The sequence below is a fragment of the Mucilaginibacter angelicae genome, assembly GCF_042434235.1.
GTDB classification, from domain to species: Bacteria; Bacteroidota; Bacteroidia; order Sphingobacteriales; family Sphingobacteriaceae; genus Mucilaginibacter; species Mucilaginibacter angelicae.
The window spans coordinates 755,381-773,469 of record NZ_JBHLTS010000004.1; the positions used below are offsets into that span (position 1 = coordinate 755,381).

General features: G+C 45.5%; 13 protein-coding genes. 5 read left to right on the forward strand and 8 right to left on the reverse strand.

What is annotated here, in order from left to right; translation table 11 throughout:
• Nucleotides 1-66: 66 nt before the first annotated feature.
• Both ACFFGT_RS03200 and proS read right to left on the reverse strand, forming a co-directional pair.
• Nucleotides 67-1,206 (reverse strand): cystathionine gamma-synthase, encoded by a 1,140-nt coding sequence (locus ACFFGT_RS03200; protein WP_377021060.1) that lies wholly within the window; start codon nucleotides 1,204-1,206, stop codon nucleotides 67-69.
• 142 nt (nucleotides 1,207-1,348) lie between these two features.
• Nucleotides 1,349-2,821: a proline--tRNA ligase gene (gene proS, locus ACFFGT_RS03205; RefSeq protein WP_377021061.1), complete on the reverse strand. Its 1,473-nt coding sequence runs from the start codon at nucleotides 2,819-2,821 to the stop codon at nucleotides 1,349-1,351.
• A 100-nt stretch (nucleotides 2,822-2,921) separates the two neighbouring features.
• Here proS and ACFFGT_RS03210 point away from each other — a divergent pair, with 100 nt between their 5' ends.
• The 3 genes from ACFFGT_RS03210 (at nucleotide 2,922) to ACFFGT_RS03220 (ending at nucleotide 7,335) form a co-directional block, all read left to right on the forward strand.
• A complete protein-coding gene (locus ACFFGT_RS03210) occupies nucleotides 2,922-3,809 on the forward strand; it encodes a hypothetical protein (RefSeq protein ID WP_377021062.1) in 888 nt (295 codons plus the stop codon).
• Between the two features lie 33 nt (nucleotides 3,810-3,842).
• Nucleotides 3,843-5,324 carry an OmpP1/FadL family transporter gene (locus tag ACFFGT_RS03215; protein WP_377021063.1) on the forward strand — a complete coding sequence of 494 codons (1,482 nt, stop codon included), beginning with the start codon at nucleotides 3,843-3,845 and terminating at the stop codon, nucleotides 5,322-5,324.
• A 226-nt stretch (nucleotides 5,325-5,550) separates the two neighbouring features.
• Nucleotides 5,551-7,335, forward strand: coding sequence for a DUF885 domain-containing protein (locus tag ACFFGT_RS03220; protein WP_377021064.1), 1,785 nt, complete (start codon nucleotides 5,551-5,553; stop codon nucleotides 7,333-7,335).
• A gap of 379 nt (nucleotides 7,336-7,714) precedes the next feature.
• On the opposite strand, the gene ACFFGT_RS03225 is transcribed toward ACFFGT_RS03220, so the two are convergent.
• The 3 genes from ACFFGT_RS03225 to kduI form a co-directional block, all read right to left on the reverse strand.
• Nucleotides 7,715-8,494, reverse strand: a complete 780-nt coding sequence (locus ACFFGT_RS03225; protein ID WP_377021065.1) for a hypothetical protein — start codon at nucleotides 8,492-8,494, stop codon at nucleotides 7,715-7,717.
• Nucleotides 8,495-9,065: 571 nt separating this feature from the next.
• Nucleotides 9,066-9,881, reverse strand: a complete 816-nt coding sequence (locus ACFFGT_RS03230; RefSeq protein WP_377021066.1) for an SDR family oxidoreductase — start codon at nucleotides 9,879-9,881, stop codon at nucleotides 9,066-9,068.
• A gap of 27 nt (nucleotides 9,882-9,908) precedes the next feature.
• Nucleotides 9,909-10,739, reverse strand: coding sequence for a 5-dehydro-4-deoxy-D-glucuronate isomerase (gene kduI / locus ACFFGT_RS03235; RefSeq protein WP_377021067.1), 831 nt, complete (start codon nucleotides 10,737-10,739; stop codon nucleotides 9,909-9,911).
• A 275-nt stretch (nucleotides 10,740-11,014) separates the two neighbouring features.
• On the opposite strand from kduI, the gene ACFFGT_RS03240 reads away from it, so the two are divergent.
• Nucleotides 11,015-11,629 carry a NanQ anomerase/TabA/YiaL family protein gene (locus ACFFGT_RS03240; RefSeq protein WP_377021068.1) on the forward strand — a complete coding sequence of 205 codons (615 nt, stop codon included), beginning with the start codon at nucleotides 11,015-11,017 and terminating at the stop codon, nucleotides 11,627-11,629.
• Nucleotides 11,630-11,988: 359 nt separating this feature from the next.
• On the opposite strand, the gene ACFFGT_RS03245 is transcribed toward ACFFGT_RS03240, so the two are convergent.
• Nucleotides 11,989-12,507 carry a lipocalin family protein gene (locus ACFFGT_RS03245; protein WP_377021069.1) on the reverse strand — a complete coding sequence of 173 codons (519 nt, stop codon included), beginning with the start codon at nucleotides 12,505-12,507 and terminating at the stop codon, nucleotides 11,989-11,991.
• 18 nt (nucleotides 12,508-12,525) lie between these two features.
• Between ACFFGT_RS03245 and ACFFGT_RS03250 the strand changes: the two genes are divergently transcribed.
• Nucleotides 12,526-13,419 (forward strand): SDR family oxidoreductase, encoded by an 894-nt coding sequence (locus ACFFGT_RS03250; RefSeq protein ID WP_377021070.1) that lies wholly within the window; start codon nucleotides 12,526-12,528, stop codon nucleotides 13,417-13,419.
• A gap of 118 nt (nucleotides 13,420-13,537) precedes the next feature.
• On the opposite strand, the gene ACFFGT_RS03255 is transcribed toward ACFFGT_RS03250, so the two are convergent.
• Together ACFFGT_RS03255 and ACFFGT_RS03260 are read right to left on the reverse strand one after the other, a co-directional pair.
• Nucleotides 13,538-15,712, reverse strand: coding sequence for a GH92 family glycosyl hydrolase (locus tag ACFFGT_RS03255; RefSeq protein WP_377021071.1), 2,175 nt, complete (start codon nucleotides 15,710-15,712; stop codon nucleotides 13,538-13,540).
• A 4-nt stretch (nucleotides 15,713-15,716) separates the two neighbouring features.
• Entirely contained in the window at nucleotides 15,717-18,023 is a 2,307-nt protein-coding gene (locus tag ACFFGT_RS03260; protein WP_377021072.1) for a glycoside hydrolase family 3 N-terminal domain-containing protein, read from the reverse strand.
• Between the last annotated feature and the right edge of the window lie 66 nt (nucleotides 18,024-18,089).

Sequence of the window (18,089 nt, forward strand, 5' to 3'; positions counted from 1 at the left end):
AGAGTGGCTCTGCTTATCGGGGATTGCTTCGTGCCTCGCAATGACGCGTATTTTTTAATATAAAACTTAACTTAAAGCCTGCTTAATATCCTCCAGCAAATCTTCGATATCCTCTACCCCCACGCTAAGGCGCAGCAGGTTATCAACTACACCAGCCTTTTCACGTTCTGCCTTAGGTATAGATCCGTGGGTCATGCTTACCGGGTGGTTAATCAGTGATTCTACACCGCCCAATGATTCGGCCAGCGAAAATACTTTAAATGAGGATGCTATGCGGAAAGTCTCCTGCAGATCGGCACCCTTCAATACAATGCTGATCATACCCCCAAAATCACGCATCTGTTTTTTGGCAATATCATGATTAGGATGATCGGTAAAGCCAGGCCAGTAGATCTTTTCAACTTTAGGGTGATCTTTTAAGAACTCAGCAATCTGACGACCATTCTCGCAATGCGCTTTCATACGCAGGTGAAGGGTTTTAATGCCACGCAATACTAAAAAACTATCCATAGGCCCCGGTGTAGCACCGCAGGCATTATAAATAAACCAAAGCTTTTTGTACAGATCTTCGTCATTCAGCATCAGGGCACCCATTACCACATCGCTGTGCCCGCCTATGTATTTGGTCACAGAATGCATAACGATATCGGCACCCAGATCCATCGGGTTTTGCAGGTACGGAGATGCAAAAGTATTATCCACCACAAAAAGTAAATTCTTCTCTTTGGTGATTTTACCTATGGCTTCCACATCCACAATCCGCATGGTTGGGTTAGTAGGCGTTTCTATCCAAACCAATTTGGTTTTATCGTTAACATGGGCACGAACAAGCTCCGGATCAGACAGATCCAAAAAATGAAATTTGATGCCATAGTTTGCAAATATCTTGGTAAAAATCCGGTACGAGCCACCGTAAAGGTCATTCCCGGTTATCACCTCATCACCGGGCGCAAGCAGTTTCATTACCGCATCGGTAGCACCCATTCCGCTTGAAAAAGCAAGGCCGAATTTTGCATTTTCCAATGCAGCCAGGCAGTCCTCTAATGCCTTACGGGTTGGATTGGTACCACGCGAGTACTCATAACCCTTATTATCTCCCGGCGATTTTTGCCAGTAGGTTGACGTTTGATATATCGGCGTCATGATAGCGCCCGTAGTTGGATCGGGCTCCTGCCCTGCGTGTATTGCTTTAGTTGCGAATTTCATGCCCCCTTACCCCCTAAAGGGGGAATTTGGAATACGCTTCATCCCCTACAATGAAGCCTGTTTACATTAATATATCCTTAGGGAAGGATATTAAAGTTAACTCGCTACAGACACCCTCCCCCTTTAGGGGGCCGGGGGGCGACTAATACGCCCTTGCAAACAACACCCTTTGCGTTGACGGCTTCCCTGTCAAAATACACTTCCCTTCTTCCTGTTTATTATCCAAAGGTATGCAACGGATTGTCGCCTTAGTTTCCTCTTTTATTTTTTGTTCGGTTTCGGATGTACCGTCCCAATGGGCGCTGATAAAGCCAGGCTCCTCGTCAAGCATGCGTTTAAATTCATCCCAGGTATCAACCTCGGTAGTATTTTCTGCACGGAAATCGAACGCTTTTTTGTAGATGTTGTTCTGGATCTCTTCAAGCAGGCTTTCTATTTTACCGGCAAGCCCTTCTTGTGCAGTAGTTTCCTTGGTTTTAGTATCACGACGAGCCAGCTCAACGGTACCGTTCTGCATATCGCGGCTGCCTATAGCTACACGCAATGGCACACCTTTCAGTTCGTATTCCGCAAATTTAGATCCGGGACGGTGGGTGTCGCGATTATCAAACTTAACTGAAATACCTTTAGCCTTAAGTTCTTTTTTCAACGAATCGACGTATGCGCTGATGTTATCAAGCTCTTCCTGGTGTTTATATATCGGCACCACTACAACCTGTATTGGCGCCAGTTTTGGAGGTAATACCAAGCCTGCATCATCGCTATGCGCCATGATCAGGGCACCTATTAAACGGGTTGATACACCCCAAGAAGTGGCCCAAACGTGTTCAATTTTATTTTCTTTATTGGTGAACTTTACATCGAAAGCTTTGGCAAAGTTTTGTCCTAAAAAGTGTGATGTACCTGCCTGCAGGGCTTTACCATCCTGCATCAATGCCTCAATACAATAAGTATCCAAAGCACCGGCAAAACGCTCATTGGCAGTTTTACGGCCTTTTACTACCGGCAAAGCCATCCAGTTTTCGGCAAAATCGGCATATACGTTCAGCATTTGCTCGGTTTCGGCTATAGCCTCATCAGCTGTTGCGTGGGCAGTATGGCCTTCCTGCCATAAAAACTCGCTGGTACGCAAAAACAAACGGGTCCGCATTTCCCAGCGCATAACGTTTGCCCATTGGTTAACCAGGATTGGCAGGTCGCGGTATGACTGGATCCAGCCTTTGTAGGTGTTCCAGATAATGGTTTCGGATGTTGGACGGATGATCAACTCTTCTTCAAGCTTAGCTTCCTCATCCACAATAATATTTCCTTCACCATCATTTTTAAGACGATAGTGGGTTACAACAGCGCATTCTTTTGCAAAACCGTCAACATGGCTGGCTTCTTTACTAAAAAAAGACTTGGGTATTAAAAGCGGGAAATAAGCATTGCTGTGCCCTGTATCTTTAAACATCCCGTCAAGCACCGCCTGGATCTTTTCCCATATCGAATAACCGTATGGTTTAATGATCATACAGCCTCTAACCGGCGAATATTCGGCCATGTCAGATTTAATTACTAAGTCGTTAAACCATTGCGAATAATCTTCGTCTTTACTAATAACACCTTTGCTCATATTGATTGGATAGAATTTGGACTTGTGTAATTGTTGTATATTGCTGCCAAATTTATAAATTTAAAACTTATTTGACCTTGAACTTTTTACATACCTGCATATGAAACGGAACATTGCGATAGGAATGTTTATCATCGGTGCCATAGCACTGAGTTCCTGCTCCACAACCAAGCTTGCATCAAACCAAAGTAATGACGATGTTTATTTTTCTGATGCACGAGCAGCAGATGAGCCTGTTTATGCACAGCAGCCAGCCTACAACCAAACTCCGGTTGCCCAGGACGGCTATAGCGATGACGATGATGATTACTTTTATTATGATGATTACGCTTCGCGCATAAACCGTTTCAGTTACTTCTCTCCTTTTGGTTATTATGATGACTTTTATTCGGCTTATAATAACTACTCTTATTATAACTACGGATTGAGCTATGGTGGCTTAGGCTACTATGGTAGCGGCTGGGGATTAGGCTATGGCGGTTATTATGGAGGTCTTGGCTGGGGATTAGGCTATGGATACGGCGGCTACTATGGCGGTGGCTACGGTTATGGCGGAGGTTATTATGGCGGTGGCTACGGTTATGGTGGTGGGGCTTATTATCATGGTGGTAGCTACTATGCAGGAAGCACCTCAGGCACACCAAGACCTTACCGCGGCAACGGCAATCCTTTTGCAGGCAGCGGCCGTCCTGTTAGCAGTGCCGTTTCGGGCATAGGCTACATTCCGGGAGGCCGTAACAGACCGATTAGCAGCAGCAGAACAACAACATATAGTAACGGCGGTAATAATGGCAACAATGGTAACAGTTACGCCCGTCCCGCCCGTACAGATGCAGCGCCATCACGTAATCCGCAGCCGGTTTATCAGCAACCTCAAATTGAACGTACATCATCTCAACCATCATCATCACCATCAAGCTCGGGTGGCGGCTCACGCAGCACCGGCAGCAGCAGCGGAGGCGGTGGCGGCAGACCATCAAGACCTTAAACCTAAACCTTATATTTTATTTACCTGAATTTTATGAAAATCAAGTATTTACTAAGCGTAATTGCTATAGTAGCAATTACTAAAGATAGTTTTGCGCAATACTCACAGGATGCCATCAGGTTTTCAACCTTCCAAACCGGCTCAACATCACGTATCAAAGCTATTGGCAATGCAGGCACAGCCGTAGGCGGCGACCTAAGCTCGGTAAGCGGTAACCCTGCAGGTTTGGGATTTTTCACCCACTCGGAGGTTAGTATTACTCCCGAGTATGATAACTCAAAAATAAGCTCCAGCTTTTTTGGGCAGGCAGGCAGTGCAAACCGTAACGATGTAAACATGAGCAACGCCGCCATCGTGTTTTATCAGCAGCTTACCAGCGGCAGGCGTGACAAAAGCAAAGGCTGGTTAAGTTTCAATTACGGTGCCGGCTATAGCCGTACCAATAACTTTTACGAAAACGTTGCCTACGGAGGCACAAACCAAACAAGTTCCATTTCTGATTACTATGCAGGTATAGCCAAACGCGAAGTATCCCAATACGGCAGCGTTAACCCCAACGGACTTGACGGCTGGGCATATGACCATGTATTGATCGATAACTTTGGCCCTGCTTCTGATCCAAACTCCTATTCGAGCACGGTGAACGTTCCGGTAAGGCAACTGGCGGGTATTACCCGTACCGGCGGTCAGTCGGAATTTAACCTTTCATTCGGCGCTAACTATAGCAATAAACTTTATGTTGGGTTGGGTTTGGCTATTACTGATATCAGGTATAACTCGCATGCCAGGTTTACTGAAAATGGCAACGCAGTTATAAACAATGACGCTAACCCTACCGATTTTTCATCAACTTTTGCACAGGACCAAAACACCAAAGGTTCGGGCTTTAACGCCAAATTGGGGATTATTTATAAACCCATACAAGCCTTGCGTTTGGGCTTTGTGTTCACCTCGCCAACGTTTTATAATATTGATGATTCATACACCGAAGGCCTTGCCACACAATATACAGGCGGCAGCAGCCATCACAATGAATCAGACCCATATCAGCTAAGCTATAACCTGCGTACACCGCTAAAACTGGCAGGTGGTGCAGCAGTATTTATAGGTAAATACGGTTTCATCAGCGGCGATGTTGAATATATTGATTATACCACTACACACCTAAGCAGTAATGACAGCTACACTGCCGATGGCGATAACAGTGATATTAAATCACTTTACCGTTCAACCGTGAACCTGCACGTAGGTGCCGAAATAAATGTGAACAGCCTGGTTTATCTTCGCGGAGGTTACAGCCAGCAAGGCAACCCAATGAAAGACCTTGGCAGCGATATTAAAACAGTTAGTGGCGGTATAGGTGTACACTTCGGTCCATACTTTATTGATGCCACTTATGCAAGGGTAACCGGTAACCAAACCATCTTCCCTTATGATGTAGGAGCAACCAGTCCTTTTGCCGATCTGAAGAAAACTAATAACAACGCATTCCTTACCTTAGGATACCGTTTTTAACCGTTGACTTTTTTGATTGATTACGCTGATTGCGTTGATCTGTTCAGCCTGTCTTTTTGTAACGAAAAGACAGGCTGTTTTATTTTAGATCTATAGCTATCCCGAAATAGTGTTCAATCAAAATCATCCGCCAAAACCAAAAATGTGCTATTATCAGCGAAATCAGCGCAATCAAAAAAATCAACGGGCAAAATAATTAACTTGCCATTCATAATTTAAATTGACCATGAATAAAAACCTACTAAAAGGCACTGGCATGTTAATGCTGTTAACGGGCATAGGCTTCAACGCCGCAGCCCAGCAGTCTGCAGAAACAAAAGCCTGGGTAGCCAAATCGAACGAGTACACTAAAATCATCATTGATCTGGATAAAAAATACTCGCCAGAGTACGGATCATCACAGGGGCTGGCCGAATATGACAGCGACATTGCAGTACCTACCTTGCAAACGATACTGGCCGAACGTAAGGATGAAGAAGCCGTTGTTGCCAAACTTACCGAAGCACTTATGGCTGAAAAAAACACCTTTATTCAGCAGGATATTAATATCATCATAACCCACCTTAAACTGGGTTTCCGTCAGCAGGACTTTGAGCTGAGCCGCCAGGTACCGTTTTTAAATGCTTCATCAACCATTTACAGCGGACTGGAAACACTGCTTGATGACCAAACCCCCGAAGCCCGCCGCCAGGCAGCAGTAATGCGCATCCGTAAGTATGCAGGGCTGGAAAAAGGCTATAAACCTTTAACAACTATTTATAAGGAGCGGGTGCAGCACCAGATGGAAGGCAAAAACATGATCTATCCATCAAAGCAACGCATGGAAACCGATCTGTCACGTAATGCAAGCATCGTAAGCGGTATTGCCGAGCTTTGCACCAAATACAAGGTGACCGGCTGGGAACAACCTTATGCTACCCTAAAAAAACAGCTGGAAGATTATGACAAATGGGTAAAAGCAAACGTACTGATAAAAGCCCGTACAGATTTCAGGTTGCCGCCCGAAGAGTATGCCATGAATTTGGAAGCCTACGGCATTGATATCCCGCCTGCTAAGGTAGCCGAAATGGCGCATGCTCTGTTCAAGGAACTTCAGGATGAAATGAAGCCGATTGCCGAACAAATAGCCAAAAAACGCAACCTGCCATCGAGCGACTACCGCGCAGTGATCCGTGAGCTTAAAAAGGAGCAGATCCATGGCGATTCTATCATTCCGTTGTACCAGCAGCATTTAAAAGATATTGAAGGCATTATCCGCGATCATCAACTGGTGACGCTGCCAAACCGCCCGGCTATTATCCGCTTAGCTTCAGCTGCCGAAACAGCTCAGAGCCCTGCCCCACACATGGTACCGCCGCCATTCCTGAACAATACCGGCCAGCGCGGTGTATTTGTGCTGCCGTTAAACATGCCTGCATCTCCAGGCGAAAAAGCTACCGATAAATATGACGACTTTACTTTTGATGCCGCCTCATGGACTATCATAGCCCACGAAGCAAGGCCTGGTCATGAATTGCAATTTGATAAAATGGTGGAAGAAGGCGTATCACAAGCCCGCGCGCTTTATGCTTTTAACTCAACCAATGTAGAAGGATGGGGGTTATACTCCGAATACATTACCCGCCCTTATATGCCATTGGAAGGTCAACTGGTATCGTTAGATTATCGCCTGCTCAGGGCAGCCCGTGCTTTCCTTGATCCTGAATTGCAAGCCGGCAAACTAACCCAGCAACAGGCGCTTGATGTATTGATGAACGATGTAGTACAATCGCGCGCCTTTGCACGCCAGGAAGTTGAACGTTATACCATTAACGCCCCAGGCCAGGCTAACAGTTACTTTTATGGCTTTACCAAAATGATTGCCCTGCGCAAGGATACCGAAGCTGCCTTAGGCAGTAAGTTCAATGCACAGCATTTCCATGATTTCATCCTGTCGCAAGGCATCCTGCCACCGGCATTGATCCGCGAAGCGGTGATGAATGATTTTGTACCGAAGGAGAAGGCTTTGTAAATTAGATTTTGGATAAATCTTTCGGTATCACAGATTCCCATCGTCATTGCGAGGTACGAAGCAATCCCCGATTTGCAGGTCCGCCCTGTATAGTTCGCGATTGCTTCGTACCTCGCAATGACGGTTATTATTAAGTTCTACCTTACTTCTTCGCCTGTTTTAAAAGCCCCCCAATGGCGCAAGTGTTGTGTGGTTGGCTGGAGGGACGCTCACTTGTGCCTTACAAAAAACTGGCGGGAAGCCCCAATGGCGCAAGTGTTGTGAGGTTGGCTGGAGGGACGCTCACTTGTGCCTTACAAAAAACTGACGGGAAGCACAAGTCAGCCGCGCTCATCGTCCCAAACGCAAGACTTGCGCCAGTTATATTAATAAGCTTACGTTACTTCTTCGCCTGTTTTAAAAGCCATTGGGCTATATCATTCGCAGCCTTATCGTTCTCATACCCTGAAGGCAGCCTGCCGTTTACATATTCATTGTAAAGCCAGGGATCGCCAACGGCAATTACTGTTCCTTTGCCGTATTTGGCAGATGCAATAATGGTTGCACCTTCTTTGTTTTTAAGCACCGGTACGGCAACCCCGGTTAAGCCTATTGAACAGGCGTCCTTCATAAAAACCTTTGCAGCGGTTTTTAATACAGGGTTATTTTTTACGTAGATGGCGCCATCTTCAAAATGAGCATCATCAATTACGTGGTTTTGCAAATCGTTATTGAAATGCATCCCGAATTTAGCAGCAAGGTTATTGAAATGCGGCAGTTCCACGTTAACACTGTCGTTTGCCATCATGAGCAGCACGCCGCCTTTTTTTACCCAGGCGGCAATTTGTTCAATATCATCTTCCTGGATATAATTAGGGTTCGGGCTTTCCTTTTTGGTATCCGGGTCAACAATGATGTAAACAGATGATCCTTTCAGATTATCTAAAGTTGGCGCTACACCGAGTGTGTCCAGCTTTGCACCACGACTTGTAAAAGCCGCACCAAAGATCTTGAAACCGTTGTTATCCGTTTCATCCCAAAGGTAATGAAACCGTTCAGGTTGCCCGTTTGCTCCTTTATGTACTTCGTGATTAAAGTAATAATCGAGCGTTACGGTTTGGGCGCTTGCGGTACAGCCAGCAAGGGTGAACAGGGCGATAAGTGATGATTTGAATTTCATAGTAGGTTTATTATTTGGTTAGCCTGTGGTAGGTGTTATCACCACAGATTTAACTTTTCTTATCCATTTTCCAGGTGTTCAATTTTTTTAGGTGTAAACACTTGCACTTATCTTCAAAAAAAACAACACTGATAATCAACAAGTTAACTTTAGTAAAAATCACCTCTTTCGCAAAAATGAACACATAATCACTGATAATCAACAAGTTAATATTTCACAAGGTCAAAAATTGTACACCCTGTTTTTTGAAAAACTGAACACTTGTGTTTGGGTTCAGTTTTGCAGCTAATTTTAGTTCCCAGTCAGGTTATCTCACGTTCCCTCAGGGTCTCTCTGCGAGAGACCCTGAGGTTCACCGCTGTTCTAAACATCTACGAGGTTATTCAGAACAGCGAATAAGTGTGGCGTATACATCAGGGTCCTCTGCGAGAGACCCTGATGGGACAATAATAAAATCATGTCATTGCGAGCGATAGCGTGGCAATCGCATACTATACAGAGCGGCTATGCATCCGTGCGATTGCTTCGTCGTTCCTCCTCGCAATGACATGACTAACAATATTCTATTTCCCTATACTCCTCCAAAAATCGAGAACCCGCCATCAACGCAAATCATCGAACCGGTTACAAATGCAGAGGCATCGCTTAACAGCCATACCAACGCGCCTTTAAGCTCATCGGCCTGGCCAAAACGTTTAAATGGTGTTTGTTTAATTACCAGCTCGCCCCGTTGGGTATAACCACCTTCGGGTTTGGTGAGCAGGTTACGGTTTTGTTCAGTAAGGAAAAATCCCGGTGCCAATGCATTCATCCGGATGCTGTCGCCGTAACGGTTAGCCAGCTCTACCGCAAACCATTGGTTATAGCAATCAACCGCGGCTTTACCCATGTTATAACCTAACACTTTGGTTATAGCCCGTTTGCTGTTCATAGACGAAATATTAACAATGCTGCCTTTACCTGTTTTGGCAATGGCCTCGCCGAAAACCTGCGTAGGGATCAGTGTGCCCCAAAGGTTCAGGTCCATCACTTTTTTCATCCCGTCGATGTTCATTTTAAAAATATCCTCGTCTGGCTGTAAAACACCTTCGGGCATATTACCACCGGCACCGTTCACCAGGCCATCTATCCTGCCGAAAGCTGCCAGTAATTTATCTTTAGCCGCTGTCAGTTCGGCCTCGTTCATTACGTCGGCAACCAGCGCTATGGCTTTACCGCCGGCTTCATTTATCGCGTTTGCGCGTTCTTCGGCTACCTGGGCGTTGCGGCCAAGGATGCCTACCGCGCCGCCTGCTTCAACTATACCATCAATAAAGGCCTTGCCTAATATGCCCGTTCCGCCGGTTACTACAATTACTTTACCTGCTAATGAAAATTGATTATCCACTTATTTATGTTTTCTGTTGATGTATGATTATTTAAGATCAGCTATGGCTATTGCGTCCATATCGGTATAGTCGAGGTTTTCGCCGGCCATACCCCAAATGAAGCTGTAGTTTGACGTACCACTACCCGAATGGATACTCCATGGCGGCGATACCACAGCATCATAATTATCCATGGTGATATGCCTGGTCTCCTGGCCCTCGCCCATATAATGGAAAATCTTTTGCCCTTGAGGTACATCGAAATAAAAATAGGCCTCCATGCGCCTGTCGTGCACGTGGGCTGGCATGGTGTTCCAAACGCTGCCTTCGTGCAGTATGGTTAAGCCCATCACCAGTTGGCAGCTTCTTACGCCTTCCAGGTGAATATATTTATTAATGGTACGTTTGTTTGCTGTAGCTATCGAACCAAGTTCAACTTTAACTGCATCGGCATGGGTAAGCAAAGCCGTTGGATATGTTGCATGTGCCGGGGATGATAGCAGGTAAAACACTGCCGGTGCTGAAGCGTCGGTACTTTCAAATGTCACGCTTTTAGTTCCTTTACCAATGTATAAGCAGTCCAATTTATTCAGTTCAAAGGCCTGTCCGTCGGCTTTTACTATGCCTGGGCCAGCCACGCTAATGATCCCGATCTCGCGGCGTTCTAAAAAATATTCGGCACGCAGGTTTGGATAGTTTGGCAGCTCAAGTGTTTTGCTTACCGGGTTGGCCATACCTACAATCATCCTGTCGTAGTGGGTATAAGTGCAATTGATCTGGTCGGGCTGTACCTGTTTATCTATCAAAAATCGTTCGCGTATGGTGGTGGTATCGTAGCTTTTAAAATCCGATGGATGAACGCTGTGTATTGTTTTCAAAGCAAATGTTGTTTTAGAAGATATTGGTTAATAACTACAATTCTACAACCTTAAAAAGTATTAAAAAAGGTATTCAGGCCTTATTTTCACTCCAACGTTATAGTTATCCATGAACTTTTAAACAGGTAAATAGCCCTGTTAAACTAAACTATAACGTTTAAGTAAATATTTAGCTAACCGTATATCATTTAAATTAATTAAGCTTGTATAATTGATGTTTAATGAGATGCCTCACCGCGGCAAAACCAATTTAACAACCGGTAAATTACTAAACTATGAAACATTTATCAGCCTACAAAAACATCGCGTTACTATCTGTCTTTTTGCTTGTTGCAGGCATTGCTAATGCACAGCAGCAGGAGCTTACAGTTAAAAGTGCAAAAACCTGGGTTAAAAGCCGGATATGGGCAAATGGTTTAAAGCTTAAATTAAACTCATCAACCAATAACCTCGAATTTGCAAAACAATACGCCGCCAATAAACCTATATGGGACAAGGCCTTTGAGTTTTTGCGTGAGCGAAACCTCGACCTGATAGCCCCCGGAAAATACCCTATAGATGGCGATAATGTTTATGCCTCGGTTACCGAAGGCCCCTCAAAAGAGTTTGAACAATCGGCATGGGAATCGCACCAAAATTATATCGACCTGCAGTATGTGATCAAGGGCAAGGAAAAAATTGGTGTTGCACCGCTTGACAGCCTTACTGTTACCAAACCTTATGATCCGGCTAAAGACGGCGCCAATTACAGCGGCAACGGTAAATACTATGTCGCTACTCCCGACGAGTTTTTCCTGTTTTTCCCAAGCGACGGCCACAGGCCAAACATCAAGGTTGATGGGTATGATAAGGTGAAGAAACTGGTTATTAAGATAAAGGTGGCGAAGTAGGGTCTTTTTAAAGCGTCATTGCGAGGAGGAACAGCCTGTCCCGAACCTTTTTCGGGAACGAAGCAATCGCGAACTATGCAGGTTCGCTCTGTATAGTATGCGATTGCCACGCTATCGCTTATAATGACGTGATTGTAAGTTAGTGATTATTAAATATATTTTCCTTGATCGATTTATGAATATGGGCGTTGCCTGCGGCCCGTGCTATCCGCTCATACTGCACAGGCATTAGCCACAAGGCCGGTATCCGCTACTATCACTAACGCGGCCCACGCACACCATCGCTGAAATATATTTTATATGTCATTACGTTTTTTCCAAAGTTTTCCTTATGGTTACTCGCAATGACATATTATTTTCTACACCTGCACCGTTTTCACCAACTTCCTCACATCAAAGCCTTGTTCAGAAGCCTGTACAACTAACTGATTATAGATTTGCTCATCCAGAGTTGAGCGGCGGCTCAGGATCCACAAATAGTTACGGTTAGGGTGCCCAACCATTGCATAGCTGTAATCATTGGCCAGGGCTATGATCCAGTATTTACCTTTAAAGGGCCATTGAAACTGCACATCAAGCTTTGCATTACTGGTTTTATCAGCAACAAAGGCACGGCCTTCAACTATTTTTATCTTATTATCTTTTATACAACGGTTTTTAACAATCATACCGCCATCGGGCGCTAAGCCGTAAGCCGCAGAGGTAAAGGTGCATCCCGATTCAAAACATTGTGGTAATGCGGCAATTTCAAACCATGAACCAACATATTTTTTCAAGTCGACGTAGGGAACAGTTTCCAGTGGTTTGCAGCGGGCAGCCTGAAAAGCCAGCGCAGTTAAACCCAATGCTACAGAGGTTACAATAATCTCTTTCTTCATAAAGCAATAACGCCCGGTATGCCTAAAAAGTTTAAAACAAAAGCACATTACCGGCAGCCAAACACCATATTATTATTTAATTACCTTTGCGCCAAAGCATTATTTTATAGCATGCCCGGTAAAACAAACATTAGTATTTTAGGCTGCGGCTGGTATGGCAGCGCATTGGGTAAAGCGTTAATTGCCGATGGCATGCAGGTAAAAGGGTCAACAACTTCTACCGATAAACTTGCAAGCCTAACGGCAATGGGTATTAAGCCTTACGTTGTTAATTTTTTGCCAAACGAAGAAATATATGATGCCAACTTTTTTGATTGCGATGTTTTGTGGATAGCCATCCCGCCCAAAAGCCGCAGCGGCGAAGGTCTTGCTTTTATAGAAAAGGTTAAAGGCATTATCAAGGCCATAAAACAGTTTGCTATACAAAATGTGGTGTTCATCAGCTCCACGGGGGTTTATGCCGATAGCAATAAGCATGTAAATGAAGAAACCGATCCTCAACCCAATACCGAAGCCGGCAGGGTATTATTTGAGGCCGAAAACCTTTTTCTTGCTGAGAATAGTTTTAAAACAACCATTATCCGCTTTGCAGGATTGATTGGCCCGGCGCGTAACCCCGGCCGATTTTTTGCCGGTAAAAAGGCTGTTCCTAACGGCGATGCGCCGGTGAACCTGATCCACCTGGATGATTGCATCGGTATCAGCAAGGCAATCCTGGCTAATCAAGCTTTCGGATATTTATTTAATGGCTGCTCGTCTAAGCATCCGGCCAAAGCCGATTTTTACACACAGGCGGCCCTTGATTCGGGACTTGAAAAACCGGAGTTTATTAAGGAATTGAACGAGTGGAAGATTGTGGAGAGTGTAAATGTGGAGGTGATTTTGGATTATCAATACAAGGTTTTGTTATAATATAAAGGCAAGTTTAAAACGCAGGTTCAAGCGTCCACGCTTGAATCACCTCCGAAAGTGAGCGTCCACGCTCTCGTGCAATAAACAGTAAGCGTGGACGCTTGAACTTGCCTTTATGTTAAAACACCGGCGCTTTCGCCTTATCCCCCATCACAAACACCAGCTTCCCACCGTTCATAATATCCTTATGGGTGATGTATTCTTTAGTATAAGGCCTACCATTCAAAATGATGCTCTGCACATATTTATTTGCTTTGGATAACCCCTTTGCTTCTATCACAAAGCTTTTACCACCAGCCAAGGCAATGCTGAATTTATCCAGCAAGGGCACACCGAAAACATAATGTCCATCAGCCGGATTAACCGGGTAAAAACCCATCGCTGTAAAAATATACCAGGCCGACATCTGCCCGCAATCGTCATTGCCCGACAGGCCATCCGGTTTGTTAATATAAAACTGATCGGCAATCTGCCTTACCAGTTCCTGTGTTTTGGCCGGGTTACCGGCAAGGGTATACAAATAGGCTACATGATGGTTGGGTTCGTTACCATGCGCATATTGGCCTATCAGCCCGGTAACATCAAGGGTTGAACCTTTACCAAATACTTTAGAATCCATGGTAAACAATGAATCCAGCTTAGCCGAAAATGCTTTTTTACCGCCCATCAGTTTTATTAAACCGGGGATATCATGCTGTACCTGCCAGGTGTATTGCCAGGCGTTACCCTCGGTGTAGTCGCCACCTATGGCCAGTTGACCGCTATCCAGGTTGGCAAAGGGTTGCACCCAGTCGCCGTTTGATTTACGGCCACGCATGAGGCGCGTGCTTTTATCAAACAGGTTATTATAAAACCGCGATCGTTTGATGAAATAGGTATAATCGCTTTGTTTGTTCAGCGCTTTGGCCAGTTGGGCGGCACACCAATCGTCATAAGCGGCTTCCAAAGTACGGGAAACGGCTTCGCGCGGTACGGTATCTGATGGCAGGTAGCCATAACGCATGTACAGGCTCCAATCGTATTTAGGGTTTTTATTATGCGTGAGTGTGGCTTTGATAGCCTCAAAAGCTTTTTGTTTGTCAAAACCTTTAATACCCTTTAGGGCGGCATCCACAATTACCGGTACGGCGTGGTTACCGATCATAGCAAAACTCTCTTTACCCCACAGTGTCCAGATGGGCAGCATACCGGCTACATCATTGTGCTGTAGCATACTTTCCACCATTTGCCCATCCCTGTCGGGGCAAATTATAGTATACAACGGGTGCGCAGCCCGGTAAGTATCCCAAAGCGAAAACGTGGAATAAAACACTTTATCTGCCGAGCGGTGCACCAGGCTGTCGGCCCCGCGGTATTGCCCGTCAACATCGGCAATGTTATTGGGCTGGATCAGGGCATGGTACAGGCTGGTGTAAAAGGCTATCTTCTCTGGTTCTGTACCTTCGGCTTTAAGTTTAGCCAGGTTGTTTTCCCAGGCCCGGGCAGCCTCGGCCTTTACCTGTTCAAATGTTTTATACTGCGTTTCGGCCAGCAGGTTTTTACGGGCGCCGGCAATGCTTACGCCCGAGATGCCGACTTTAGCCTCAATAGTTTCACCGGGTTTCAGGTCGAAATCAAGCACCAAACGGCGTTTGTTATCGCCATCAATAAAATGGTGACCGGTAAACGCACGGTTAAAAATGGCTGTGAAATATACTTTTTTATCCACCCACTGGCTCGAAAAAGCATAACCGCTGATGGTTGTTTTGCTATCGATACTGATCTCCCCTTCGGATACATGTTCTGTTAATTGCTCCGGGCTTTCCACTAATCCGCTTTGCATATCAACAAGCAGGTGGGCCTTACCTGCTTTAGTAAAAGTATACCGGTGCAAACCGGTATGCGCGGAAGCCGTAAGTTGTGCCTTGATATTATTATCGCTCAAAAGCACTTCGTAGTAACCGGGTGAGGCCTTTTCCTGTTGATGGGAAAATTTGCTCTGAAACTTTTGAGGCTGTGCTCCCTGAAAGGGAAAGAACAGTACATCGCCCAGGTCAACACCACCTGTGCCGCTCAGATGGGTATGCGCAAAGCCCATGATCACGGTATCTTCATAACGGTAACCGGAACAATAGTTCCAGCCGAAATTGCCGGTTTCGGGGCTGAGCTGAACCATTCCGAAGGGCACTGTAGCACCCGGAAAAGTATGGCCGGTTGCCGATGTACCTATGAAAGTATTTACGTATTTACCATACTGGGCATTGGCTGATACAGCAGAGATCAACAGCATCAAAATGGCGGTTAGCTTTCTCATACCTTTATTCTTTGTATTCGATTGTTTTTTTAAGCACCACCTCTTCGGCCGAGCGGGCTATCATTACATCAAATGTACCGGGTTCGCTCACCAGTTTCATATCATTGTTCCAAATGGCAATATCTTCGGGTTTTACTACAAACTTTACTGTTTGTGTTTCGCCGGGCTTAAGGCTGATCTTATCGAAACCCTTAAGCGCCATTACCGGGGTGGTTACCGAATTTACTTTGTTGCCGAGATACATCTGTACCACTTCCTTACCCGTCATACTGCCGCTATTGGTTACATCTACCGAAACCGTCACCGCCTCATTTTTGCCGAATGATGCTGCCGAAACCTGCATATTGCTGTATTTAAACGAGGTATAGCTCAAGCCAAAACCAAAAGGGAACAGCACATCGGGCGATGAAAAAACATAATCCTGCCCTGGTTTTTCGGGAGAGCCGGGATTATGATAAAAGCCTTTATTAGATGCCACATGGTTATAAAATACCGGGATATGCCCGGTGGACTGTGGGATAGATACATTCAACCTGCCCGATGGGTTCACCTTGCCAAACAGGATATTGGCAATGGCATTACCGCCACGCTCGCCGGGATACCAGGCCTCCACAATAGCCGGGATATTTTTCTTTTCCCAGCTGATGCTTTGCGGCCTGCCGTGCACCAATACCAAAATTACAGGCTTACCGGTTTTATAAACAGCCTGTAATAATTCACGTTGTACGCCATCAGGGTTGATATCGGTAACATCATAACCCTCGCCACAGGTAAAAGGGTCTTTCGGCTCGCTTTCGGGTGCGTGACCGTTCCAGCCTACGCCCGAGAATACTACGCTGGTGGTACCTAAAACTACTACTACAGCATCGCTATTCTTTGCTGCCGTAACAGCTTCGGCAAAGCCACTTTTATCTGAACCTGAAAGGGTGCAACCTTTGGCATAATTGATCTTTATTTTATTGCCAACCAATTGCCTGATGCCATTAAGTACCGTTGTACCCGAGCGGCTATCTCGGGTTGAGCTATAATCGCCATACTGAACCTGGTTGGCATTAGGGCCTATCACCGCCAGCGATTTCAGGCTGTTTATAGTGAGCGGCAAAAGCTGTTTATCGTTTTTGAGCAGGATGATAGATTCCTCGGCTATTTGTTGCGACAGGGCGATATGCTCCGGGGTATGCACCCGTTTTTTTAGTACCGAGGTATCGGGCAATGCCTTTTCAAACAAACCTGCTTTAAATTTTATGGTAAGGATCCGGGCAACAGCGCTGTCAATCTGTGCTTCTTTTACTTTTCCTGTTTTTACAAGACCGATCAGTTTATCGTATACATCCGGGCTTGGGGCTTCCAGGTCAACCCCGGCACTTAGGCCGATGGGCGCGGCACCTTCGGCATCTTTGGCGATATGGTGAAAGGTGTATAAATGTTTAAGACCTTCATAGTCTGAAAACATATAGCCTTTAAAGCCCCATTCCTGCCTTAAAATGGTTTGCAATAGGAAATGATTGGCATGTGCGGGCACGCCGTCAATCTCGTTGTAAGCAGGCATAACAGCATAGATATTTGCCTTTTGCACCGCATCTTTAAAAGGTGGTAAAAACATTGAGCGTAATTCACGCTCCCCTACCGATGCCGGGGCCAAATTAATACCCGCCACAGGGATGCTGTAAGCTGCAAAATGCTTGGCCGTACACATCACTTTATCTTTCCCTATACCGTAAATGGTTTGTGAAGGATCGCCCTGCATCCCGATCACAAACGAGGTTCCCATTCTGCTTACGAGGTAAGGATCTTCGGCATAACATTCTTCGTTACGGCCATAACGCGGGTCGCGAATGAGATCAAACAGCGGTGAAAGCGCCTGGTCAACTCCCGATGAGGATGCTTCGTACGCAATTACCGAACCCATTTTTTCAATCAGTGCCGGGTTCCAGGTGCTGCCCTGCGCTATGGCCTGCGGAAAAATGGTAGCGCCTGCTGCCAGCTGCCCGTGCAGGCACTCTCCTATTTGTATAGGCGGAATACCCAGGCGCGTTTTTTCCTTAGCGTACTTTTTTGCGGCGATGGATAACGCCGAGATATCATTAATATTGGTGAAAGGACTTTCACAAACGCCATAAGCAATTGGGTTTTGCATGGAGCCTTTTAAGGAGTTCATGCTCATCTGGCCCACTTTTTCTTCCAGCGTCATGCGGCTTAGCAGGTCTTTCACCCGCTCAGCTACAGGTGCTTTGGGGTCTTTATAAACCTGCGCGCTGGCAATGTTTATTACAAAAGTTAACGCGGTAAGTAAGCATAGTTTCTTTTGCATGGGTATGAAATTTAGTAGGTTGTTGATGAAACATAAAATTAAGCGCCGTCATTGCGAGGAACGAAG

Excerpts from the sequence above, each read along its gene's own strand:
- ACFFGT_RS03200 (WP_377021060.1), bottom strand. The coding sequence starts at position 1,206 with ATGAAATTCGCAACTAAAGCAATACACGCAGGGCAGGAGCCCGATCCA.
- proS (WP_377021061.1), bottom strand. The coding sequence starts at position 2,821 with ATGAGCAAAGGTGTTATTAGTAAAGACGAAGATTATTCGCAATGGTTT.
- ACFFGT_RS03210 (WP_377021062.1), top strand. The coding sequence starts at position 2,922 with ATGAAACGGAACATTGCGATAGGAATGTTTATCATCGGTGCCATAGCA.
- ACFFGT_RS03215 (WP_377021063.1), top strand. The coding sequence starts at position 3,843 with ATGAAAATCAAGTATTTACTAAGCGTAATTGCTATAGTAGCAATTACT.
- ACFFGT_RS03220 (WP_377021064.1), top strand. The coding sequence starts at position 5,551 with ATGAATAAAAACCTACTAAAAGGCACTGGCATGTTAATGCTGTTAACG.
- ACFFGT_RS03225 (WP_377021065.1), bottom strand. The coding sequence starts at position 8,494 with ATGAAATTCAAATCATCACTTATCGCCCTGTTCACCCTTGCTGGCTGT.
- ACFFGT_RS03240 (WP_377021068.1), top strand. The coding sequence starts at position 11,015 with ATGAAACATTTATCAGCCTACAAAAACATCGCGTTACTATCTGTCTTT.
- ACFFGT_RS03245 (WP_377021069.1), bottom strand. The coding sequence starts at position 12,507 with ATGAAGAAAGAGATTATTGTAACCTCTGTAGCATTGGGTTTAACTGCG.
- ACFFGT_RS03250 (WP_377021070.1), top strand. The coding sequence starts at position 12,526 with ATGCCTAAAAAGTTTAAAACAAAAGCACATTACCGGCAGCCAAACACC.
- ACFFGT_RS03255 (WP_377021071.1), bottom strand. The coding sequence starts at position 15,712 with ATGAGAAAGCTAACCGCCATTTTGATGCTGTTGATCTCTGCTGTATCA.
- ACFFGT_RS03260 (WP_377021072.1), bottom strand. The coding sequence starts at position 18,023 with ATGCAAAAGAAACTATGCTTACTTACCGCGTTAACTTTTGTAATAAAC.